The sequence below is a fragment of the Methylocystis silviterrae genome (assembly GCF_013350005.1).
GTDB lineage: Bacteria > Pseudomonadota > Alphaproteobacteria > Rhizobiales > Beijerinckiaceae > Methylocystis > Methylocystis silviterrae.
Genome location: NZ_JABVWW010000022.1, coordinates 1 through 18,974, shown reverse-complemented (window position 1 = coordinate 18,974; position 18,974 = coordinate 1). Strand labels below are relative to the sequence as shown.

Annotated in this window: 33 protein-coding genes; all 33 read right to left on the bottom strand. The window is 63.4% G+C overall.

Translation table 11 applies throughout. The features are described from left to right. Positions 1-152 precede the first annotated feature (152 nt). On the bottom strand, positions 153-494 hold the full coding sequence (locus HUN39_RS16565) for a LapA family protein (protein WP_175095552.1): 342 nt from the start codon (positions 492-494) through the stop codon (positions 153-155). 115 nt (positions 495-609) lie between these two features. Then, the gene (gene ihfB, locus HUN39_RS16560; RefSeq protein ID WP_014890734.1) at positions 610-900 is read right to left on the bottom strand and encodes an integration host factor subunit beta; all 291 of its coding nucleotides are present in this window, start codon (positions 898-900) and stop codon (positions 610-612) included. A gap of 36 nt (positions 901-936) precedes the next feature. Then, positions 937-1,908: a signal peptide peptidase SppA gene (sppA, locus tag HUN39_RS16555; protein WP_175095551.1), complete on the bottom strand. Its 972-nt coding sequence runs from the start codon at positions 1,906-1,908 to the stop codon at positions 937-939. A gap of 96 nt (positions 1,909-2,004) precedes the next feature. Continuing rightward, positions 2,005-2,322 (bottom strand): divalent-cation tolerance protein CutA, encoded by a 318-nt coding sequence (gene cutA, locus HUN39_RS16550; protein WP_175095550.1) that lies wholly within the window; start codon positions 2,320-2,322, stop codon positions 2,005-2,007. A 6-nt stretch (positions 2,323-2,328) separates the two neighbouring features. Next, a complete protein-coding gene (locus HUN39_RS16545; protein WP_175095549.1) occupies positions 2,329-3,825 on the bottom strand; it encodes a DegQ family serine endoprotease in 1,497 nt (498 codons plus the stop codon). A 262-nt stretch (positions 3,826-4,087) separates the two neighbouring features. After that, on the bottom strand, positions 4,088-4,501 hold the full coding sequence (gene rplQ, locus HUN39_RS16540; RefSeq protein WP_018406001.1) for a 50S ribosomal protein L17: 414 nt from the start codon (positions 4,499-4,501) through the stop codon (positions 4,088-4,090). A gap of 196 nt (positions 4,502-4,697) precedes the next feature. Further along, the gene (locus tag HUN39_RS16535; protein WP_175095548.1) at positions 4,698-5,717 is read right to left on the bottom strand and encodes a DNA-directed RNA polymerase subunit alpha; all 1,020 of its coding nucleotides are present in this window, start codon (positions 5,715-5,717) and stop codon (positions 4,698-4,700) included. Between the two features lie 79 nt (positions 5,718-5,796). Beyond that, positions 5,797-6,186, bottom strand: a complete 390-nt coding sequence (gene rpsK, locus HUN39_RS16530) for a 30S ribosomal protein S11 (protein WP_014890740.1) — start codon at positions 6,184-6,186, stop codon at positions 5,797-5,799. 103 nt (positions 6,187-6,289) lie between these two features. Next, positions 6,290-6,658 carry a 30S ribosomal protein S13 gene (gene rpsM, locus HUN39_RS16525; RefSeq protein WP_018406003.1) on the bottom strand — a complete coding sequence of 123 codons (369 nt, stop codon included), beginning with the start codon at positions 6,656-6,658 and terminating at the stop codon, positions 6,290-6,292. Between the two features lie 208 nt (positions 6,659-6,866). Then, positions 6,867-7,454, bottom strand: a complete 588-nt coding sequence (locus HUN39_RS16520; RefSeq protein ID WP_175095547.1) for an adenylate kinase — start codon at positions 7,452-7,454, stop codon at positions 6,867-6,869. Further along, entirely contained in the window at positions 7,451-8,791 is a 1,341-nt protein-coding gene (gene secY / locus HUN39_RS16515; protein ID WP_123176880.1) for a preprotein translocase subunit SecY, read from the bottom strand. The genes HUN39_RS16520 and secY overlap by 4 nt, the downstream gene beginning before the upstream one ends. A gap of 153 nt (positions 8,792-8,944) precedes the next feature. Further along, positions 8,945-9,421, bottom strand: coding sequence for a 50S ribosomal protein L15 (gene rplO, locus HUN39_RS16510; RefSeq protein WP_175095546.1), 477 nt, complete (start codon positions 9,419-9,421; stop codon positions 8,945-8,947). 10 nt (positions 9,422-9,431) lie between these two features. Further along, positions 9,432-9,641, bottom strand: coding sequence for a 50S ribosomal protein L30 (gene rpmD, locus HUN39_RS16505; RefSeq protein WP_014890745.1), 210 nt, complete (start codon positions 9,639-9,641; stop codon positions 9,432-9,434). Between the two features lie 11 nt (positions 9,642-9,652). Further along, positions 9,653-10,225 (bottom strand): 30S ribosomal protein S5, encoded by a 573-nt coding sequence (gene rpsE, locus HUN39_RS16500; protein ID WP_014890746.1) that lies wholly within the window; start codon positions 10,223-10,225, stop codon positions 9,653-9,655. 138 nt (positions 10,226-10,363) lie between these two features. Further along, positions 10,364-10,726 carry a 50S ribosomal protein L18 gene (rplR, locus tag HUN39_RS16495; protein WP_018406008.1) on the bottom strand — a complete coding sequence of 121 codons (363 nt, stop codon included), beginning with the start codon at positions 10,724-10,726 and terminating at the stop codon, positions 10,364-10,366. Between the two features lie 9 nt (positions 10,727-10,735). Continuing rightward, positions 10,736-11,269, bottom strand: coding sequence for a 50S ribosomal protein L6 (gene rplF / locus HUN39_RS16490; protein ID WP_175095545.1), 534 nt, complete (start codon positions 11,267-11,269; stop codon positions 10,736-10,738). Between the two features lie 32 nt (positions 11,270-11,301). Continuing rightward, positions 11,302-11,700: a 30S ribosomal protein S8 gene (gene rpsH / locus HUN39_RS16485; protein ID WP_014890749.1), complete on the bottom strand. Its 399-nt coding sequence runs from the start codon at positions 11,698-11,700 to the stop codon at positions 11,302-11,304. 10 nt (positions 11,701-11,710) lie between these two features. Then, positions 11,711-12,016 carry a 30S ribosomal protein S14 gene (gene rpsN / locus HUN39_RS16480; RefSeq protein WP_014890750.1) on the bottom strand — a complete coding sequence of 102 codons (306 nt, stop codon included), beginning with the start codon at positions 12,014-12,016 and terminating at the stop codon, positions 11,711-11,713. A 47-nt stretch (positions 12,017-12,063) separates the two neighbouring features. Beyond that, positions 12,064-12,786, bottom strand: a complete 723-nt coding sequence (rplE, locus tag HUN39_RS16475; protein WP_232366162.1) for a 50S ribosomal protein L5 — start codon at positions 12,784-12,786, stop codon at positions 12,064-12,066. Then, positions 12,779-13,096, bottom strand: coding sequence for a 50S ribosomal protein L24 (gene rplX, locus HUN39_RS16470; protein ID WP_018406011.1), 318 nt, complete (start codon positions 13,094-13,096; stop codon positions 12,779-12,781). The genes rplE and rplX overlap by 8 nt, the downstream gene beginning before the upstream one ends. Then, positions 13,096-13,464: a 50S ribosomal protein L14 gene (gene rplN / locus HUN39_RS16465; RefSeq protein ID WP_018266630.1), complete on the bottom strand. Its 369-nt coding sequence runs from the start codon at positions 13,462-13,464 to the stop codon at positions 13,096-13,098. The genes rplX and rplN overlap by 1 nt, the downstream gene beginning before the upstream one ends. A gap of 72 nt (positions 13,465-13,536) precedes the next feature. Then, positions 13,537-13,779, bottom strand: coding sequence for a 30S ribosomal protein S17 (gene rpsQ, locus HUN39_RS16460; RefSeq protein WP_018406012.1), 243 nt, complete (start codon positions 13,777-13,779; stop codon positions 13,537-13,539). A gap of 6 nt (positions 13,780-13,785) precedes the next feature. Beyond that, complete coding sequence (rpmC, locus tag HUN39_RS16455) at positions 13,786-13,998, bottom strand: 50S ribosomal protein L29 (RefSeq protein ID WP_018406013.1); 213 nt, start codon at positions 13,996-13,998, stop codon at positions 13,786-13,788. 10 nt (positions 13,999-14,008) lie between these two features. Further along, positions 14,009-14,422 carry a 50S ribosomal protein L16 gene (gene rplP, locus HUN39_RS16450; RefSeq protein ID WP_123176884.1) on the bottom strand — a complete coding sequence of 138 codons (414 nt, stop codon included), beginning with the start codon at positions 14,420-14,422 and terminating at the stop codon, positions 14,009-14,011. 24 nt (positions 14,423-14,446) lie between these two features. Beyond that, a complete protein-coding gene (rpsC, locus tag HUN39_RS16445; protein WP_018406015.1) occupies positions 14,447-15,196 on the bottom strand; it encodes a 30S ribosomal protein S3 in 750 nt (249 codons plus the stop codon). Positions 15,197-15,209: 13 nt separating this feature from the next. Further along, positions 15,210-15,596 carry a 50S ribosomal protein L22 gene (gene rplV / locus HUN39_RS16440; RefSeq protein WP_014890758.1) on the bottom strand — a complete coding sequence of 129 codons (387 nt, stop codon included), beginning with the start codon at positions 15,594-15,596 and terminating at the stop codon, positions 15,210-15,212. Positions 15,597-15,618: 22 nt separating this feature from the next. After that, positions 15,619-15,897: a 30S ribosomal protein S19 gene (gene rpsS / locus HUN39_RS16435; protein ID WP_014890759.1), complete on the bottom strand. Its 279-nt coding sequence runs from the start codon at positions 15,895-15,897 to the stop codon at positions 15,619-15,621. 3 nt (positions 15,898-15,900) lie between these two features. Then, positions 15,901-16,740, bottom strand: coding sequence for a 50S ribosomal protein L2 (gene rplB, locus HUN39_RS16430; RefSeq protein WP_175095544.1), 840 nt, complete (start codon positions 16,738-16,740; stop codon positions 15,901-15,903). A gap of 21 nt (positions 16,741-16,761) precedes the next feature. Continuing rightward, entirely contained in the window at positions 16,762-17,058 is a 297-nt protein-coding gene (locus HUN39_RS16425; protein ID WP_175095543.1) for a 50S ribosomal protein L23, read from the bottom strand. Continuing rightward, positions 17,055-17,675: a 50S ribosomal protein L4 gene (gene rplD, locus HUN39_RS16420; protein ID WP_175095542.1), complete on the bottom strand. Its 621-nt coding sequence runs from the start codon at positions 17,673-17,675 to the stop codon at positions 17,055-17,057. The genes HUN39_RS16425 and rplD overlap by 4 nt, the downstream gene beginning before the upstream one ends. A gap of 3 nt (positions 17,676-17,678) precedes the next feature. Further along, a complete protein-coding gene (gene rplC, locus HUN39_RS16415; protein WP_175095541.1) occupies positions 17,679-18,416 on the bottom strand; it encodes a 50S ribosomal protein L3 in 738 nt (245 codons plus the stop codon). Between the two features lie 58 nt (positions 18,417-18,474). Further along, on the bottom strand, positions 18,475-18,783 hold the full coding sequence (rpsJ, locus tag HUN39_RS16410) for a 30S ribosomal protein S10 (protein ID WP_014890764.1): 309 nt from the start codon (positions 18,781-18,783) through the stop codon (positions 18,475-18,477). Between the two features lie 112 nt (positions 18,784-18,895). Beyond that, on the bottom strand, positions 18,896-18,974 hold a 79-nt coding region (locus HUN39_RS16405; RefSeq protein ID WP_445482846.1), incomplete at its 5' end, for an EF-Tu C-terminal domain-related protein.

Genomic DNA, 18,974 nt, shown 5'->3' with positions numbered 1-18,974 from the left:
TTTCGCGAGCCGCGCTCTAAAGCAGGTTCCGAAAAAGGTGACAGACTTTTTCGATGAGAACCTGCTCCAATTTTGATGTTGAGCGATTCCTTATCGATCACATGATTCCATGTGATCGGGAAGCGCTCTAAGGCGTGGCGACAGGAAGCCGCTTAACTGCTCTTCACTCTCTTATCGGCCGGCAGGCTCGCCAACGCCTGCTGACGCAGCTTATCGATCTCCACACGTGTCTTGCGCGCCTCGGCGCGAGCGACCTTCGCGGCGCGGCGCACGGAGAGATGCCCAAGCCAGGAAGAGATCCCGCCCGCGAGCACTCCAATCGCCATGGACGCCAGAACGACAAGGAAGATCGGCGCCTCGAAAGAAGGACCCGATCCGTCGCTCGGCGCGAAGGGATCAAGCCCGATGCGCACCGAGCCGCGGTTGGCCATCGAGAAAAACAGAATGATGAGCGCCAGGGGAACGAAAACGATGACGCGCAGGATGGACTTCATAACATCTCCCTCTTGCCGGCGCCGCGCGACACGCTGGGCAGCCGCCACATACAGCCGCCGCTTCGCCGCTGCCGCGCGTCCCGAGACCGAGAGGACGCAGCCGCTTTAAATCGCCTCAGCCCGGATAATTTTCATTGAGGCGCTCGCGCATCTCTTTACCGGTTTTGAAGAATGGCACGCTCTTTTGCTGCACCGAAACCTGCGCGCCAGTGCGCGGGTTGCGGCCGGTGCGCGCATCGCGCTTCTTGACCGAAAAAGCGCCGAAGCCACGCAATTCGACGCGATCGCCCCGCGCCAGCGCAGAGGTGATCTCGTCAAGAATCGTGCTGACGATCGTCTCGACGTCGCGCTGGTACAGATGGCCGTTTCGGCGCGCGATCCGTTGAATAAGTTCCGACTTTATCATGAGGCGATCCAATGTGTTGGCGTCGCGACGCCCGAGTCAGTTGGCGGCCGAATGCTGCCAAATCGCCAAAAGGCCGTCAAGCTCGCCGCTCCGTTCGAGGAGAATTGATTTTTCTAAAAAACCGGCGATCGCTTCCAGTCCGGCGACCCGCGCGACGCCGGCGGCGGCGCCGACAAGCCCAAGCCGCTCCAGGCTGGATTTCTTCTTCCACTCGCGCACGGGCATGTCTTTCGCAATTCCCTTGTTGGCGACCAGCCAGTCGATGGCCTCGCGCTGGCCGCCGATGAGATCGACGAGCTTCAGCGGCACGCCCTGCCGCGCGGTGAAGACACGGCCGTCAGAGACCTTCGCGAGTTCCGCCTCGTCGAGATTACGCCGCTCTCGAACGAGGTTCTTAAACCAAGCGTAAGAGTCGGCGACAAGACTGGCGACCGCCTCGCGCGCCTCCGGGCTCGTCGGTTCGAGCCCGTTGGGCGCGGCCTTGAGCGGCGACGATTTTATCGTCTCGACCTCGACGCCCCAATTATTGAGCAGCTTCGAGACGTTGGGATATTGGAACAGCACGCCGATCGAGCCGACGAGCGAATTGCCGCGCGCAACGATCGTATCGGCGGCAAGCGCGGCGATATAGGCGCCGGACGCGGCCACCGTTCCGACAACGGCGACGACGGGCTTCTTCTCCGCAACGCGCCGAAGCTCCTCATAGAGCCGTTCCGAGCCTGTCGTCGTGCCGCCGGGACTCTCAATCTCCAGCAGCAGAGCCTTCGTCTGGTTCGACTCCCCGATTTTCTTGATCATATCGATTGTATCGTCGTCGCCGGTAATGACGCCCTGCAGCTCGAGACGGGCGATATGCGGCGTGAGCTTATCGGCCGAATCGGCGCCGCCGAGCCGCACCACAGCGACGAAGCCCGCCAGACCTAAGGCGATCAGGGCGGCGAGACGCCACCAGCCGAGCTTGCGGCGAAGCCTGCGGCGATCAACGAAATAGTCGGTGGGAGGTGACATCCAAGGGTCCCGAAGGCTGGCGCGGCGCACAGAGCGTCGCCGCGCAGGAAAGGTAATGCCGAGATCGGCGATTTGGAAGACGCTCCGCCGGCGCGCTTACCGTCGCGTCGCCTCCATCGCCCAGGCGAGATAATCTCGGTCCGCCTCGGCGACGTCGATGCGCAGAATTTCCGGCGTCTCATAGCTATGCAGACGGCGGACCAATTCGGCAAGCGCCGGATAGTCGTCGCCGCGCGCTTTCATCTGCAACAAGAACTCAGGCGCTTCGCGCATCTCGTCCTTCCAGACGTAATGGCTGCGAATGGGATGTATCTGAACGCAGGCGGCGAGCTTTGCGGAGAGCGCCGCCCGGGCAAGCGCGCGCGCCTTTTCCTCGTCGTCGATCGTCGTGACGAGGATCACAAGCGCGCCCATGCCGATTTAACCGCCGATGACGGTCGTGAACACCTGCCCGCCGCGCGCCAGGGTGATCTTCCAATAGTAGGCGCGCCCTGCCGTTACGCTCTCCAGGTCGCGCGTCGTCCCGATCTTTTGATCATTGACGGCGAGAATTATGTCGCCGCGCTGCAGATTGAGCTGCTGCGCATAGGAGCCGTCATCGACCTCGGAAACTACGACGCCATTGGTCGTTCCCTGCACAGACATCTCTTCGATGACCGCGGGAGAAATATTCATGACCGTCGCGCCGGCGAAGGGCGACGCGCCCTTTATCCTTATCGCGTCGCGCGGCGGCGTTTCCGGCGCCGGCGCGAGTCGAATTTGCGCGACAATCTTTTTGCCGCCACGCAATACGACGAGCGTCGCCTGCCCGCCAATTGGCTTGGTGGCGAGCCGATAGCCGACCGCCTCCGGGTCATCGGCCGTCTGGCCGTCGACCGAGATAATGACGTCGCCGCGCTTTAGACCGGCTTCAGCTGACGGCCCCTTTGGATCGACGTCGGCCAGCAAAGCGCCGGTAGGACGATCGAGCCCGAGACCGTCGGCTATCTCCTGCGAGAGCGTTTGCAGCGTCGCGCCCATCCACGCCCGCCGCACCTGCTTGCCGCCGCCCTTCGCGGCGGCGATCACGCTCTTGACCATATTGACGGGGATGGCGAAGCCGATGCCGACCGATCCGCCGGACTTCGAGAAGATCGCGGAATTGATGCCGACGACGCGCCCGTTCATATCGACCAGCGGTCCGCCCGAGTTGCCGGGATTGATCGCCGCGTCCGTCTGAATGAAAAAGCCATAGTCGCTGATGCCGACATGGGTGCGCGAAAGCGCCGAAATAATGCCTTGCGTCACGGTTTGACCGACGCCGAAAGGATTGCCGATCGCGAGCGTCAAATCGCCGACTTCGAGCGCGTCCGAATCGCCAAGCTCCATCGTCGGAAAATTGGCGCCGTCGACCAGCTTCAGCACCGCGAGATCGGTGCGCGGATCGCGCAACAAAATCTTGGCGGCGAATTCGCGCTTGTCGGCGAGCGCCACCTTCACGTCGGTCATGCCCTCGATCACGTGGTTGTTGGTGACGACAAGGCCGCTCTGATCGACGATCACGCCCGAGCCCAGCGATTGGGCCATGTTGCGTCCCGGCATGCCGCCGCCCTCGCCAAAAAAGCGACGAAAGATCGGGTCGTCGAAAAGTGGATTGGCGGGCATGCGCTCGACGCGCGACGCGAAGACGTTGACAACGGCCGGCTGCGCCTTTTTGACCACCGGCGCGAAGGAATTCATCAACTCGCCGCGGCTCGTCGGCACGGCGCGATCAGGCGCCGGCGGCGTAAAGCTCTCGACGCGGCCAGGCGGCCTTGGCGAGGCGGTCTGAGCCGCCTCAGGCGAGACTTCGGCGCGCGCGGAGGCGAAGGACGCAGCGAGGGCGCAGGCGAGCGCCGCAGCCATAATCATAATAATGTGACGCGCCGAAATCTTCATGAAGCGCTCCGTAGCTCGTTTACGCGGCGCATTTATAGACGCAAAGACGCGAGACGATAAGAACGCGCCGAAATGATCTTACTGCGCGAGATGCGCGTCGAGCGCCATCTCGCAGCGTTGTCGTCGGCCATGCGGTTTTCGCGCGAGGCGCTCCGACGCTTCCTTGCTCTTAAAACGCTTTCGGCGCCGCATCCCAGTAATCGAGATACGACGCCGCGTTTGCTGATCATGATGACGATCGAAGCGATCGCCCTTGAGCGGTTTACGCCGCCGCCTCTCCTTCGTGGACCGGCCCGGAGTCCTGCCCCCTGGCGTTCACGTCGCGATCGACGAATTCGATGACCGCGAGCGGCGCATTGTCGCCGTAGCGGAAGCCCGCCTTCAGCACGCGCGTATAGCCGCCGTTGCGATCCTTATAGCGAGGTCCGAGCACGTCGAAGAGCTTGCCGACGAGCTTGACGTCCTTAATCTTGGCGATCGCCTGCCGGCGCGCATGGAGGTCGCCGCGTTTGCCCAGCGTCACAAGCTTTTCAACGACCGGACGCAGATCCTTCGCCTTCGGCAGCGTCGTGACAATCTGCTCATGCTTGATGAGCGCCTGCGCCATATTGGCGAACATCGCCTTGCGGTGCTCATGCGTGCGCCCGAAGCGGCGCTTCTTGTGACCGTGATACATGCGGCTCTCCGTTGATTATGCGGCCGCCGTGCCAAGGAACGGCCGTCGATTATGGGCGCTCACTCCACCTCCCCCTTGAGGGGGGAGGTCGACCGCTGAAGGCGGTCGGGTGGGGGTGAACCCCGAAACTTCGTGGGTTTCACCCCACCCCGCCTGCTACGCAGGACGACCCTCCCCCTCAAGGGGAGGGTGCGACTCAGTAATGCTCCTCGAATCTCTTTGCGAGATCGTCGATGTTCTCCGGCGGCCAGCCGGGGACTTCCATGCCCAGATGCAGCCCCATCTGCGCCAGCACCTCCTTGATCTCGTTCAAGGACTTGCGGCCGAAGTTCGGCGTGCGCAGCATCTCGGCTTCCGACTTCTGGATAAGGTCGCCGATGTAGACGATGTTGTCGTTCTTCAGGCAGTTCGCCGACCGCACCGAAAGCTCCAACTCGTCCACCTTCTTCAGCAGCGCCGGATTGAAAGCGAGCTGCGGAATCGACGGCGCGGCCTCCTCGCGGCGCGGCTCTTCGAAATTGACGAAGACATTGAGCTGGTCCTGCAGAATGCGCGCCGAATAGGCGATCGCGTCTTCCGGGCTCATCGCGCCATTCGTCTCGACCGTCAGCGTCAGCTTGTCATAGTCGAGAACCTGGCCCTCGCGGGTGTTTTCGACCCGATAGCTGACCTTTTTGACCGGCGAATAGAGGCTGTCGATCGGAATGAGGCCGATCGGGGCGTCTTCGGCGCGGTTGCGGTCGGCGGGCGCATAGCCCTTGCCGTTGGCGACGGTGAACTCGATGCGGATCTCGGCGCCTTCGTCGAGCGTGCAGATGACGAGTTCAGGGTTGAGGACCTGCACATCGCCCGTCACCTGGATGTCGCCCGCGGTGACGGCCCCCGGTCCCGTCTTCTTGAGCGTCAGGCGCTTCATGCCATCGCCCTGGTATTTGATGGCGATGTCCTTGATGTTGAGGACGATGTCGGTCACGTCCTCGCGCACGCCCGGGATCGACGAGAACTCGTGCAGCACGCCATCGATGTGAATCGACGTGATCGCCGCGCCCTGCAACGACGACAGCAGAATGCGGCGCAGGGCGTTGCCAAGCGTCACGCCGAAGCCGCGCTCCAGCGGCTCGGCGATCGCGGTCGCGACGCGCTTGGGATCGTCTCCGGCGGCGACTTCGAGCTTGTTCGGCTTGATGAGTTCCTGCCAGTTCTTCTGGATGCTCACTTGGAGGCCTTTCCTTGAAGCTCCTGAGTGCGGCGCCGGGCATGCGCCGCGCCGCGCGAAATCAAATCAGACAATGAACTCAGACGCGGCGGCGCTTGCGCGGCCGGCAGCCGTTGTGCGGAATGGGCGTCACATCGCGGATCGAAGTCACGGTGAAGCCCGCCGCCTGCAAGGCGCGCAGCGCCGACTCACGGCCGGAGCCCGGACCGGAGACTTCGACTTCGAGCGTGCGCACGCCGTGCTCGCCGGCCTTGCGGGCGGCGTCTTCGGCGGCCATCTGCGCGGCGTAGGGCGTGGATTTGCGCGAGCCTTTGAATCCCATCGACCCCGCGGACGACCACGACACGGTGTTGCCCTGCGCGTCGGTGATGGTGATCATGGTGTTGTTGAACGTCGAATTTACATGCGCGACGCCGGAAACGATGTTCTTGCGCTCGCGGCGACGAACGCGCGTTGTGTCCTTAGCCATTTTTTCTTGCGTCCTTCAAACGCGCCCGTAGTTCCAGGCGCTAGGGATTTCGGTTGTCATGGCCGGGCGTGTCCCGGCCATCGATGATTGTCCTGACGGCCGATTACTTCTTCTTGCCGGCGATCGGCTTCGCCTTGCCCTTGCGGGTGCGGGCGTTTGTGTGCGTGCGCTGGCCGCGCACGGGGAGCTGGCGGCGATGGCGCAGGCCGCGATAGCAGCCGAGATCCATCAGGCGCTTGATGTTGATCGCGACCTCGCGGCGCAGATCGCCCTCGACCATGTAGTCGCGGTCGATGGTTTCGCGAATTTGCAGAACTTCCGCGTCGGTGAGTTGCGCCACGCGGCGCTCGGCCGGGATGCTCACCTTTTCGCAGATTTCCTCAGCCTTCTTGGCCCCAATGCCGTGGATATATTGGAGCGCGATGACGACGCGCTTGTTGGTCGGGATATTGACGCCTGCAATACGGGCCACTTTGTCTCTCCATGTGAGAAGGAGCCTTAAGCTCCAGGATGACGCCCGCGTCCGGTGGAGCCCGGCCCATGCGGACGGTTGTGAACCGTCTTCATACGAAAACAGGCCCCGCCCCCCAATCCGGGAGCCGGAGCCGACTGTCCAACAACGTGAAGACTGCCTATTTAGGGGCCAACGGGTTGAGGGTCAAGCGATTCCGCGAAAAAATCTAGCTGGCGCCCGACAGGGCGCGATCGATCTCCGCGGTTACATCCTCGATCGGCGCCATGCCGTCGATCTTGGTCAGTTCGCTACGCTTGGCGTAGTGCGCCGACACCGGGGCCGTCTGGGCCCGATAGGCTTCGAGCCGCGTCTTGAAGCTTTCCGGATTGTCGTCTGCGCGCACCGCGCCGCCCGCGGCGCGGGTTTCGTCGACCCGCTTGCGCATCCGGTCGACGAGCGCGCCTTCGTCGACGGCGAGCTCAAGCACGGCGTCGAGCGACAAGCCCCTGCGCACGAGAAGCTCCTGCAGCGCCTCGGCCTGCGCCACAGTGCGCGGGAAGCCGTCGAGAATGAACCCGCTGGCGCAGTCAGACGCGCCGAGCCGTTCATCGATCAAGCCGATCACGACCTCGTCCGGCACCAGCGCGCCAGCGTCCATGATCTCCTTGGCCCTCAGTCCAATCGGAGTTTTCGCCGCGACCGCGGCGCGCAGCATGTCTCCCGTCGACAGCTGCGGCACGCCGTGCTTTTTTACGAGACGCGCCGCCTGCGTTCCCTTGCCGGCCCCCGGCGGACCGAGCAGCACCAGCCTCATCGGGCGCGTTTCCCGCCACGAAGCTTGGTCTTGCGAATCAGCCCCTCATATTGCTGCGCCTGCATATGACCGTGGATCTGCGCCACAGTATCCATGGTGACGCTGACGACGATGAGCAGCGACGTGCCGCCGAAATAGAACGGCAGATTGGCGTAGGCGATGAGCCCTTCCGGAATGATGCAGATGACCGCCAGATAGGCCGCGCCGAGCACCGTGATCCGCATCAGCACTTCGTCGATGAATTTCGCCGTGCGTTCGCCAGGGCGAATGCCCGGCACGAAACCGCCGTGCTTCTTGAGATTGTCCGCCGTCTCGACCGGATTGAAGACGATCGCGGTGTAGAAGAAGGCGAAGAACACGATCAATCCGACATAGGCGAGCATATACAGCGGCCGCCCATGGCCGAAATAGGCTGAGATCGTCGCGAAGACGCTTTCGCTGCCGGTCGATTGGTAGAAATTCGCCACTGTCGTCGGCAAGAGCAGCAGCGACGACGCGAAGATCGGCGGGATGACGCCGGACGTGTTCAGCTTCAGCGGCAGGAAGGACGTCTGTCCCTCATAGACCCGGTTGCCGTGCTGCCGCTTGGGATAGGTGATCAGCAGGCGCCGCTGCGCCCGCTCCATGAACACGATGAAGGCGACGACGGCGAAGGACATCACGATGACGCCGATGATCAGCGCCGTCGAAATGGCGCCCTGCCGGCCCAGCTCCAAAGTCGACACGATCGCCGATGGAAACGCGGCGACGATGCCGGCGAAGATAATGAGCGAAGAGCCGTTGCCGATTCCGCGAGAGGTGATCTGCTCGCCAAGCCACATCAGGAACATCGTTCCGCCGACCAGCGTCACGACCGTGGTGATGCGGAAGAATATGCCCGGATCGGTGACGACGCCCTGCTGGCCCTCCAGCCCGATCGCCATCGCGTAGGCCTGGAACGTCGCGAGCGCGACGGTGAGGTAGCGGGTATATTGGTTGAGAACCTTGCGGCCCTGTTCGCCCTCTTTCTTCAGCGTCTCGAGCGTCGGAATCACCGACGTCAGCAGCTGGATGATAATCGACGCCGAGATATACGGCATGATGTTGAGCGCGAAGATCGCGCGGCGCTGCACGGCGCCGCCCGCGAACATGTTGAAGAGCTCCAGCATGCCCTTCGACTGGCCGAAAAAGCTTTTCGCGAAAGCCTCGGGGTCGATGCCCGGCAGCGGCACGTAGGTACCGAGGCGATAGACGATCAGCGCGCCCAGCGTGAACAGGATGCGCTTTTTCAATTCCTCGGATTTGCCGAAGGCGGAGAGATTGACGTTGGCCGCGAGCTGCTCGGCTGCCGATGCCATGAAGGAACTCCCCTTTCGCGCCGCTGTCGACGCGACGCATTTTTGTTGGGCTCAGCGCTCGGAGCTAGCAGCGCGCGAGGCTCGCCCGCTCCGTTCGGAGCGTTTGTATAAAACAGCGCAGCCGCTCAAGCGAGAGCGGCCGCACATTTTGCTTTATTGCGCCGGCGTCTCGCCTGCGAGAAGTTTCACGGAGCCGCCGGCGCCTTCGATGGCCGCGACCGCAGATTTGGAGGCCGCCGAGACCTCGAAGGCGAGCTTTGTCTTCAACTCGCCCTGACCGAGGATCTTGACGCCGTCGCGTGGTCTGGTGACGACGCCGGCCGCGAGCAGCGCCTCGATCGTCACCGGCGCGGTGGCGTCGAGCTTGCCGGCGTCGAGCGCCTGTTGAATCCGCCCGAGATTGACTTCGTTGTAGTGGGTCGAGAACGGATTGTAGAATCCGCGCTTCGGCAGGCGCCGATGCAACGGCATCTGACCGCCCTCGAAGCCCTTGATCGCCACGCCGGTGCGGGCCTTCTGACCCTTGACGCCGCGCCCGCCGGTCTTGCCCTTGCCGGAGCCGATGCCGCGGCCGACGCGCATGCGGTTCTTGCTCGCGCCTGGATTGTCGGTGATTTCATTGAGTTTCATGGCCGCGTCCTCACTTCCCGTCGACGGTTTTGGCGTCGACGATTTTCACGAGATGCGCCACCTTAGCGATCATCCCGCGCACGGCCGGCGTGTCTTCCAGCGCGCGGCGGCGGCCGATGCGCGTCAGGCCGAGGCCAAGAAGCGTACGGCGCTGCCGTTCGGGACGGCCGATCGGGCTGCCGATCTGTTCGACGACGATCTGCTGCGTGCTCTTCGTCATGGGTCGTCTCCTTACGCGTCGACGGCGTCGGCGTCGACGCCTTGACGGCGCGACTGCAGCACCGAAACTTTAAGCGAGCGGCGCGCCGCGACGGAGCGCGGCGAGTCTTCGCGGCCGAGCGCATCGAAGGTCGCGCGGATCATGTTGTAGGGATTCGACGACCCCTGGCTCTTCGCCACGACGTCGTGCATGCCCAGCGTTTCGAAAATCGCGCGCATTGGACCGCCGGCGATGATTCCGGTGCCGGCCGGCGCCGCGCGCAGGATGACGCGGCCCGCGCCATGGCGGCCATGAACGTCATGATGCAGCGTGCGGCCTTCGCGCAGCGGCACGCGGATCAACGCGCGCTTCGCCGCTTCCGTCGCCTTGCGGATCGCCTCAGGCACTTCGCGCGCCTTGCCGTGTCCATAGCCAACGCGGCCTTTCTGGTCGCCGACGACGACGAGCGCGGCGAAGCCGAAACGCCGGCCGCCCTTCACCACCTTCGCGACGCGATTGATGTGGACCAGACGATCCACAAATTCGCCGTCGCGATCGTCACGATCCCGATCGCGGCCGCGACCGCCTTCTCCTTCACGCGCCATTGTCTCTTCCGTCACTTACGCGGCGTGATGCGCCGCTCGCTTCCTTCACTGCCGACCCATCGGATCGACGCCCGGCGCATCTGCGCCGGCACGCATTCCGCGCGAGAAGCGCGCGCCCTCAACGGCGCGCGCCCCCAGTTAAAACTCCAGACCGCCCTCGCGGGCGCCGTCGGCCAGCGCCTTGACGCGCCCGTGATACATGTAAGCGCCACGGTCGAAAACGACCTCTTTGACGCCCTTGGCGACGGCGCGCTCCGCGAGGAGCTTGCCGACGACCTTCGCCGCCTCGACGTCCGCGCCGGTCTTCAGACCCTCGCGGTTCGCCTTCTCGAGCGAAGAGGCGGCGGCGACCGTCGCGCCCTTCTCGTCGTCGATGATCTGCGCATAGATCTGCTTGGACGAGCGAAACACCGAAAGGCGCAACCGCCCCTTGGCGCGTTCACGGATCGCCCGGCGCACCCGCGCCTTTCGACGCTGTTCGACTTTGACATCCCTGGCCATGGCGGGTCCTTACTTCTTCTTGCCTTCCTTGCGGAAGATGAATTCATTGGCATATTTGACGCCCTTGCCCTTGTAGGGCTCGGGCGGGCGCAGGGCGCGGATCTCGGCGGCGACTTGACCGACCTGGCGCCGATCCATGCCGCTGATGCTGATTTCCGTCGGCTTCGGCGTCACGATCGCGATGCCGGCCGGAATCGGATAGCTCACGTCATGCGAATAGCCGAGCGCGAGTTGCAGCGTTTTTCCCTGCACCGCGGCGCGATAGCCGACGCCGGTGATCTCAAGCTTCTTCTCAAAGCCCGTGGTCACGCCGACGACGATATTGTTGATCTGGGCGCGCGCCGTGCCCCACAGCGCGCGGGCGCGCTTGGTTTCATTGCGCGGGTCGACCGAGATGGCGTTGTCCTGCTGGACGACGGAAACGTCGTCGGGCGCCAGGAACTCCAGCTGGCCCTTCGCGCCCTTCACCTGCACGAGCTGACCGTCCACCTTGGCGGTGACGCCGGCGGGAATGACGACAGGCTTCTTGCCGATACGAGACATGGTTGCAAATCCTGTTTGATGAGGCGCAAGGTCTAGAAGACCTTGCACAGCACCTCGCCACCGACATTATTCTCGCGCGCCGCGTGATCGGCCATGACGCCCTTCGGAGTCGACACGATGGTGACGCCGAGGCCATTCGCCACGCGCGGCACTGCGTCAACCGCCGCATAGACGCGGCGGCCCGGACGCGACACGCGTTCGATCTGCTTGATGACCGGTTCGCCGTCGAAATATTTCAGTTCGATCTCGAACTCGGTCCGGCCATTGCCGAAGTCAGTGCTGCTATAGCCGCGGATATAGCCCTCTTCCTTCAGCACGTCGAGCACATGCGCGCGCAGCTTCGAGCCCGGAGAGGAGACCTTGTCCTTGCGGCGCATCTGCGCGTTGCGGATGCGGGTGAGGAGATCGCCCAATGGATCGTTGATCGCCATCTGCGTCTCCTTACCAGCTTGACTTCACGAGGCCGGGCACCAGGCCGCGGGACCCCAATTCGCGTAGCGCAATGCGCGACATTTTCAGCTTGCGATAAAAGCCGCGCGGACGGCCCGACACTTCGCAGCGGTTGCGCACGCGAACCGGCGCCGAATTGCGCGGGAGCTCAGCAAGCTTGAGACGCGCCTCGAACTGCTCTTCGACGCTCAGCGTCTTGTCGTTCGCAACCGCCTTCAGCCGCGCGCGCCGCCCGGCGTAAGACTTCACGAGCCTTCGCTTCCGCTTGTTGTTCTCAATCGCGCTTTTCTTCGCCATTACCAGTTTCGCCTTTCAGTATCCGCGTTTGAGGAGCCGTTACGCCCTCACTGCCGGAACGGGAAATTGAACGCCTTCAGCAAGGCGCGCGCCTCTTCGTCGGTCTTGGCCGTCGTGCAAACGATCACGTCCATGCCCAGGATCGACTCCGCCTTGTCGTAGTCGATTTCGGGGAACACGATGTGCTCCTTGATGCCGAGCGCATAGTTCCCGCGACCGTCGAAGGACTTCGGATTCAATCCGCGGAAGTCGCGCACGCGCGGCAGCGCCACGGTGATCAGACGATCCAGAAACTCATACATCCGCGTCTTGCGCAGCGTCACCTTCGCGCCGATCGGCATGTTCTCGCGCAGCTTGAAGGTCGAGATCGCCTTGCGCGCGCGGGTGATGACCGGCTTCTGGCCAGCGATAAGACTAAGGTCGCTCGCCGCCGACGTCGCCTTCTTGCTGTCATTGACGGATTCGCCAACGCCCATGTTGAGCACGATCTTCTCGATCGTCGGCACTTCGAGCGCGTTCTTATATCCGAACTGCTTCTGCAGCGTCTCGCGCACGACCTCTTCGTAATGCTTCCGCATGCGCGGCACATAGGCGCCGTCCGCACCGACCACAGCCGCGTCGTCGCCGGCCTTCGCCGGCTTTTCCTTAGCCGCAGGCTTTTCGCCCGATTTGGCGGCGGCCTTCTTCGGCTCCTTCGCCTCCGCGCCTTCGGCGGCGGGCTTTTGAGCCTTGGCGGGCTTTTCGGCCTTGGGCTTCTTTTCCTCAGCCATCGATCAATTCTCCGGAACGCTTGGCGACGCGGACCTTGCGGCCGTCGTCGAGAATCTTGAATCCAACGCGCGTCGCCTTGCCGTCCTTGGGATCGGCGACCGCCAGATTCGACAAATTGATCGGCGCGGCCTTGTTGATGATGCCGGCTTCGCGATCCTTGGTCTGACGCTGATGGCGCTTGACGATATTGACGCCGTCGACGACGGCGCGGCCCTCGTCGGGGATCACGCGCAACACTTCGCCGCTGCGGCCCTTGTCGCGGCCGGCGAGAACGACGACTTTGTCGCCCTTCTTGATCTTGGCGGCCATTACAAAACCTCCGGGGCGAGCGAGATGATCTTCATGTGGTTCTTGGCGCGCAGCTCGCGCGGCACAGGCCCGAAAATGCGGGTGCCGATCGGCTCTTTCTGATTGTTGATCAGCACCGCGGCGTTCGAATCGAAACGGATCACGGAGCCGTCGGCACGCTTGATGTCCTTCGCGGTGCGAACGACGACGGCCTTCAGCACATCGCCCTTCTTGACGCGGCCGCGCGGAATCGCCTCCTTGATCGACACGACAATAATGTCGCCGACGCCGGCGTATTTGCGCTTGGAGCCGCCCAGCACCTTGATGCACATCACGCGGCGCGCGCCGGAGTTGTCGGCGACGTCGAGATTGGTTTGCATCTGAATCATGGCTTACCCGCCTTTCGTTCCGGTCTGGTTTCGGTTTCGCGCCGACTTCGTCCGGACAGTTCGTTCTAACGACTACGCCTCGGCCGTCACTTCGACGACCCGCCAGCGCTTCAATTTCGAGATCGGCGCGGTCTCTTCGATCGTCACCGAATCGCCCACCTTGAACGCGCCGTTCTCGTCATGGGCGTGATAGTTCTTCGTGCGGCGCACCGTCTTCTGGAACAGCGGGTGGGTGAAGCGACGTTCGACCTTCACCACCACGGTCTTGTTCTGCTTGTCGCTGACGACGACGCCCTGGAGAATTCGCTTCGGCATGGCGCTTTAACCCTGCTTTTCGGCGCGCTTATGCGCGGCGATGGTTTTCGTGCGGGCAATGTCGCGACGAACGACGCGCACGCGTGAGGTGTTCTCGAGCTGGCCGGTCGCCCGCTGGAAGCGCAGATTGAACTGCTCTTTCTTGAGCTTCAGCACTTCGTCATTGAGCTGATCTTCGGTCATCGCCTTGATGTCGGAGAGGCGCTGTTTGGATTTCATCACGTTCCCCTTATTCGGCGATGCGTTCGATGAAGCGCGTCTTGATCGGCAGCTTCGCGGCGGCGAGCGTCAAGGCCTCGCGCGCGATAGGCGCCGGGACGCCGTCAATCTCGAACATGATGCGGCCGGGCGCAACGCGCACGGCCCAGAATTCCGGCGCGCCCTTGCCCTTGCCCATACGCACTTCGGTCGGCTTCTTGGAGACCGGCACGTCGGGGAAGATGCGGATCCAGACGCGGCCGGCGCGCTTCATATGGCGCGTCATGGCGCGGCGCGCGGCCTCGATCTGGCGCGCGGTGATGCGATCCGGCTCCAGCGCCTTAAGGCCGAACTGACCGAAGTTCAGCGAAAAGCCCGCCTTGGAGGCGCCACGGATGCGGCCCTTGAAGGCCTTGCGGAACTTGGTGCGTTTGGGTTGCAGCATGATTGCGCTCTTTAATCTTGTTCGTTACGCCGCGTCGCGCGGTTCGCGGTGCTCGCGACGGCGGCGTTCGCCGCCACGGTCGCGATCGCCATGATCGCCGCCGGACGCCTGTTCGGCCGCCTTCTTATCCTGCGCCATCGGATCATGCTCGAGGATTTCGCCCTTGAAGATCCAGACCTTGATACCGCAAGCGCCATAGGCGGTATGCGCGGTGGCGGTGCCGTAATCGACGTCGGCGCGCAGCGTGTGCAGCGGCACGCGTCCTTCGCGATACCATTCGAGACGGGCGATCTCGGCGCCGCCGAGACGGCCCGAACAATTGATGCGAATGCCCTGCGCGCCCAGCCGAATGGCCGATTGCACGGCGCGCTTCATCGCGCGGCGGAAGGCGACGCGACGTTCCAGCTGCTGCGCGATCGACTCGGCGACGAGCGCGGCCTCGGTTTCGGGCTTGCGCACTTCGACGATGTTGATGACGACTTCGCTGCCGGTGAGCTTGCCCACGAGCTTGCGGATCTTGTCGATGTCCGCGCCCTTCTTGCCGATGACGACGCCGGGACGCGCCGAATAGATCGTGACGCGGCACTTCTTGTGCGGGCGCTCGATGACGATCTTCGACACCGCCGCCTGCTTCAGCGTTTTCGACACCGTTTCGCGGATCGCCATGTCCTCGTGAAGGAGCTTGGCGTATTCGCCCTTATTGGCGAACCAGCGCGAATCCCAGGTGCGGTTGACGCCCAGTCGCAGCCCGATCGGATTAACCTTCTGACCCATGGTTTTAAATCCTTTAGGCGTTGGCTTGCGCTTGGACTTCGCGCACGATGATCGTCAGATTGGCGAACGGCTTCTCGACGCGGCTCGCACGGCCGCGGGCGCGGGCGTGGAAACGCTTCATCACCAGCGCCTTTCCGACAAAGGCCTGGGCGACGACGAGATCGTCGACGTCGAGACCGTGATTGTTCTCGGCGTTGGCGATGGCGCTTTCAAGCGCCTTCTTCACCTCATGCGCGATCCGCTTTCTGGAGAACTCCAGATCGGCGAGCGCGCGATCCACCTTCTTGCCACGGATCAACTGCGCGAGCAGATTGAGCTTCTGCGGCGAGACGCGCAGCATGCGCGCGACAGCCTTCGCTTCATTTTCCGCAAGCCGGGGCGGATTGGCTTCCTTCGACATCGTGAGCCTCTCTTAGCCTCTCTTAGCCCCTCTTGGCCTTCTTGTCGGCCGCATGGCCGTGGAAGGTGCGGGTCGGAGCGAATTCGCCGAATTTGTGCCCGATCATGTCTTCCGACACGGACACGGGAATATGTTTCTGGCCGTTATGGACGCCGAAGGTCAGTCCCACGAATTGAGGGATGATCGTGGAGCGGCGGCTCCAGATCTTGATCACCTCGGAGCGGCCTGAACCACGCGAGGTCTCGGCCTTCTTGAGAAGATAGCCGTCGACGAACGGGCCCTTCCAAATCGAGCGCGCCATGGGTTAGCCCTTCTTCTTGCGATTGTGTCGCGAGGACACAATGAAACGGTCGGTGGATTTATTGGTGCGGGTCTTCTTGCCCTTGGTCGGCTTGCCCCAGGGCGTGACCGGATGACGACCGCCAGAGGTGCGGCCTTCGCCGCCGCCATGCGGATGGTCGATCGGATTCATCGTGACGCCGCGATTGTGCGGGCGCCGGCCGAGCCAGCGTGTACGGCCGGCCTTGCCGATCGAGGTGTTCATATGATCAGGATTGGACACGGCGCCGAGCGTCGCGAAGCACTGGCCGTGCACGAGGCGCTGCTCGCCAGAATTCAGTCTGATGATCACATAGCCCTGGTCGCGGCCGACGATCTGCGCATAGGTGCCGGCCGACCTTGCGATGGCGCCGCCCTTGCCGATCTTCATCTCGACATTGTGCACGATGGCGCCGACAGGGATGTTGGCGATCGGCATGGCGTTGCCGGGCTTCACGTCGACCTGATTGCCGGCGATCACTTCGTCGCCGACGGAGAGCCGCTGCGGCGCGAGAATATAGGCAAGCTCATTGTCCGTGTAGCGAATGAGCGCGATGAACGCCGTCCGGTTCGGATCATATTCGAGCCGCTCGACCTTGCCTGAAACGTCGAGCTTGCGCCGCTTGAAATCGACGACGCGATAGGCCTGCTTATGGCCGCCGCCGCGAAAACGCACGGTGATCCGGCCGGTGTTGTTGCGCCCGCCCTTTGAGCTCTTGCCCTCGGTCAGAGTCTTGACCGGCTTGCCCTTGTAGAGCTCTCTGCGGTCGACAATGACGAGCTGGCGAAGGCTCGGCGTGACCGGCTTGAATGTCTTCAGCGCCATCGTTCTATCCTCACGCCTTCCTTACAGTCCGGTCGTCACGTCGATCTTGTGGCCCTCGGCGAGAGTCACGACCGCTTTCTTGACGTCGCTCTGCTGGCCGCGCTGACCGCGAAAGGTCTTGGCCTTTCCCTTGCGCACCAGCGTATTGACCGCCTCGACCTTGACGTCGAAGAGACCTTCGACCGCCGCCTTGATCTGCGGCTTCGTCGCGGTCTTGGCGACCTTGAAGACCACCTTATTGCTCTCCGAGGCGAGCGTCGCCTTCTCGGTGATGACCGGGGCGACGATCACGTCGTAATGGCGAACGTCCTTGCTCATTTCAGTCGCGCCTCCAGCGCGTCCACGGCGGCGCGGGTCAACACCAGCTTCTCGCGGCGGAGGATGTCGTAAACATTGACGCCTTCGACGGGCAGGATGTCGATCTTCGGGATATTGCGTGCGGCGAGCACGAAATTGTTCTGCGGCGCGCCGCCGACGATGATGATCGCGTTCTCGAGGCCGGTCTTGGCGAAACTCGATGCGAGCAGCTTCGTCTTGGGCTCGGCGAGCTCCGCCGTCTCCCAAACGATGATGCCGCCGTCCTTGGCTTTCGCGGACAGAGCATGTTTCAGCGCGAGCTGGCGCACCTTCTTGGTCAGGTCATGCGCATGGCTGCGCACCACCGGGCCGAAGGCGCGTCCGCCGCCACGGAACTGCGGCGCGCGCGCCGAGCCGTGACGGGCGCCGCCGGTGCCCTTCTGCTTGTGCAGCTTCTTGCCCGAGCGCGCGATCTCGGCGCGGTTCTTCACCGCATGGGTGCCCGCGCGCCGCTTGGCAAGCTGCCAGCGGATCATGCGGAAGATCAGGTCCTTGCGCGGCTCAAGGCCGAAGACCTCATCGGAAAGTTCGATCGAACCGGCCGCCTGGCCGTCGAACGACGTGACGTCGATCTTCACGGCTCAGTCCTCCTTCTTCGCTTCTTGCGGAGCGGCGTCTAAATTCGCGGCTTCACCCTGTCCGTTGCCGAGGCGGAATTTGCCCGGCTGCGGCGCATCCTTCGGCAGCGCGCGTTTCACCGCGTCGCGCACGAAAATCCAACCGCCGGCCGTGCCCGGCACCGCGCCTTCGACCAGCAGCAGTCCCCGCGCGGGGTCGGTCTGCACCACCCGCAGATTTTGCGTGGTGACGCGCTCGACCCCCATATGGCCGGCCATTTTCTTGTTCTTGAAGGTCTTGCCCGGATCCTGACGGCCGCCGGTCGAACCGTGCGAACGGTGCGAAACGGAGACGCCGTGGGTCGCCCGCAGACCGCCGAAGCCCCAGCGCTTCATCGGGCCAGCAAAGCCTTTGCCGGTGGAGGTTCCCGTCACGTCGACGAACTGGCCGACGACGAAATGATCCGCCGTGATCTCGGCGCCGATCGGCAGCAACTCTTCCTCTTTCACCCGAAACTCGGCGAGCTTCAGCTTCGGCTCCACCGAGGCCGCGGCGAACCGCGTGCGTTCGGCCTTCGAGACATTCTTGACCTTGGCGCGGCCGATGCCGAGTTGAACGGCGGTGTAGCCGTTCTTCTCTTGAGTCCGCTGCGCGACGACCTGGCAGCCGTCGAGCTTCAGGACCGTGACCGGCACATGCTCGCCCGCCTCCGTGAAGATGCGGGTCATTCCGACCTTTTGCGCGATGACGCCCGACCGCATGATCCAATCCTTCGCAAAGCGCGCTCGCATCCTTTAGCGAGCGCCGCCTGAATTCCGTTTAGAGCTTGATCTCGACATCCACGCCGGCGGCAAGATCGAGCTTCATGAGCGCGTCCACCGTTTGCGGGGTGGGATCGACGATGTCGAGAACGCGTTTATGCGTTCTGATCTCGAACTGTTCGCGCGACTTCTTGTCGATGTGCGGCGAACGGTTCACCGTGAATTTTTCGATGCGCGTCGGAAGCGGAATCGGACCGCGGACCTGAGCGCCCGTGCGCTTGGCCGTCGAGACGATCTCCTTCGTCGACGTGTCGAGAATCCGGTGATCGAACGCCTTGAGGCGAATCCGGATATTTTGACCGTTCATTGTTCCGTCCTTTAGGACCGCGAGCGGTTCTGCTCGCCTTCATGCGCCGCGCGCCGTTGCGCGCGGCTTCTTTCACAAGAGCGAGCGCTTGGCCCGCGGCCCGGGATTCGCTTTACTCGATAATGCTGGCGACGACGCCGGCGCCGACGGTTCGGCCGCCTTCGCGGATGGCGAAGCGCAGCTTCTCCTCC

Excerpts from the sequence above, each read along its gene's own strand:
- HUN39_RS16565 (WP_175095552.1), bottom strand. The coding sequence starts at position 494 with ATGAAGTCCATCCTGCGCGTCATCGTTTTCGTTCCCCTGGCGCTCATC.
- ihfB (WP_014890734.1), bottom strand. The coding sequence starts at position 900 with ATGATAAAGTCGGAACTTATTCAACGGATCGCGCGCCGAAACGGCCAT.
- sppA (WP_175095551.1), bottom strand. The coding sequence starts at position 1,908 with ATGTCACCTCCCACCGACTATTTCGTTGATCGCCGCAGGCTTCGCCGC.
- cutA (WP_175095550.1), bottom strand. The coding sequence starts at position 2,322 with ATGGGCGCGCTTGTGATCCTCGTCACGACGATCGACGACGAGGAAAAG.
- HUN39_RS16545 (WP_175095549.1), bottom strand. The coding sequence starts at position 3,825 with ATGAAGATTTCGGCGCGTCACATTATTATGATTATGGCTGCGGCGCTC.
- rplQ (WP_018406001.1), bottom strand. The coding sequence starts at position 4,501 with ATGTATCACGGTCACAAGAAGCGCCGCTTCGGGCGCACGCATGAGCAC.
- rpsK (WP_014890740.1), bottom strand. The coding sequence starts at position 6,186 with ATGGCTAAGGACACAACGCGCGTTCGTCGCCGCGAGCGCAAGAACATC.
- HUN39_RS16520 (WP_175095547.1), bottom strand. The coding sequence starts at position 7,454 with ATGAGGCTGGTGCTGCTCGGTCCGCCGGGGGCCGGCAAGGGAACGCAG.
- secY (WP_123176880.1), bottom strand. The coding sequence starts at position 8,791 with ATGGCATCGGCAGCCGAGCAGCTCGCGGCCAACGTCAATCTCTCCGCC.
- rplO (WP_175095546.1), bottom strand. The coding sequence starts at position 9,421 with ATGAAACTCAATGAAATCACCGACAATCCAGGCGCGAGCAAGAACCGC.
- rpmD (WP_014890745.1), bottom strand. The coding sequence starts at position 9,641 with ATGACGAAGAGCACGCAGCAGATCGTCGTCGAACAGATCGGCAGCCCG.
- rpsE (WP_014890746.1), bottom strand. The coding sequence starts at position 10,225 with ATGGCGCGTGAAGGAGAAGGCGGTCGCGGCCGCGATCGGGATCGTGAC.
- rplR (WP_018406008.1), bottom strand. The coding sequence starts at position 10,726 with ATGGCCAGGGATGTCAAAGTCGAACAGCGTCGAAAGGCGCGGGTGCGC.
- rplF (WP_175095545.1), bottom strand. The coding sequence starts at position 11,269 with ATGTCTCGTATCGGCAAGAAGCCTGTCGTCATTCCCGCCGGCGTCACC.
- rpsH (WP_014890749.1), bottom strand. The coding sequence starts at position 11,700 with ATGGCGATCAACGATCCATTGGGCGATCTCCTCACCCGCATCCGCAAC.
- rpsN (WP_014890750.1), bottom strand. The coding sequence starts at position 12,016 with ATGGCGAAGAAAAGCGCGATTGAGAACAACAAGCGGAAGCGAAGGCTC.
- rplE (WP_232366162.1), bottom strand. The coding sequence starts at position 12,786 with ATGGCTGAGGAAAAGAAGCCCAAGGCCGAAAAGCCCGCCAAGGCTCAA.
- rplX (WP_018406011.1), bottom strand. The coding sequence starts at position 13,096 with ATGGCCGCCAAGATCAAGAAGGGCGACAAAGTCGTCGTTCTCGCCGGC.
- rplN (WP_018266630.1), bottom strand. The coding sequence starts at position 13,464 with ATGATTCAGATGCAAACCAATCTCGACGTCGCCGACAACTCCGGCGCG.
- rpsQ (WP_018406012.1), bottom strand. The coding sequence starts at position 13,779 with ATGCCGAAGCGAATTCTCCAGGGCGTCGTCGTCAGCGACAAGCAGAAC.
- rpmC (WP_018406013.1), bottom strand. The coding sequence starts at position 13,998 with ATGAAATCCAAACAGCGCCTCTCCGACATCAAGGCGATGACCGAAGAT.
- rplP (WP_123176884.1), bottom strand. The coding sequence starts at position 14,422 with ATGCTGCAACCCAAACGCACCAAGTTCCGCAAGGCCTTCAAGGGCCGC.
- rpsC (WP_018406015.1), bottom strand. The coding sequence starts at position 15,196 with ATGGGTCAGAAGGTTAATCCGATCGGGCTGCGACTGGGCGTCAACCGC.
- rplV (WP_014890758.1), bottom strand. The coding sequence starts at position 15,596 with ATGTCGAAGGAAGCCAATCCGCCCCGGCTTGCGGAAAATGAAGCGAAG.
- rpsS (WP_014890759.1), bottom strand. The coding sequence starts at position 15,897 with ATGGCGCGCTCGATTTGGAAGGGCCCGTTCGTCGACGGCTATCTTCTC.
- rplB (WP_175095544.1), bottom strand. The coding sequence starts at position 16,740 with ATGGCGCTGAAGACATTCAAGCCGGTCACGCCGAGCCTTCGCCAGCTC.
- HUN39_RS16425 (WP_175095543.1), bottom strand. The coding sequence starts at position 17,058 with ATGAGCAAGGACGTTCGCCATTACGACGTGATCGTCGCCCCGGTCATC.
- rplC (WP_175095541.1), bottom strand. The coding sequence starts at position 18,416 with ATGCGGTCGGGCGTCATCGCGCAAAAGGTCGGAATGACCCGCATCTTC.
- rpsJ (WP_014890764.1), bottom strand. The coding sequence starts at position 18,783 with ATGAACGGTCAAAATATCCGGATTCGCCTCAAGGCGTTCGATCACCGG.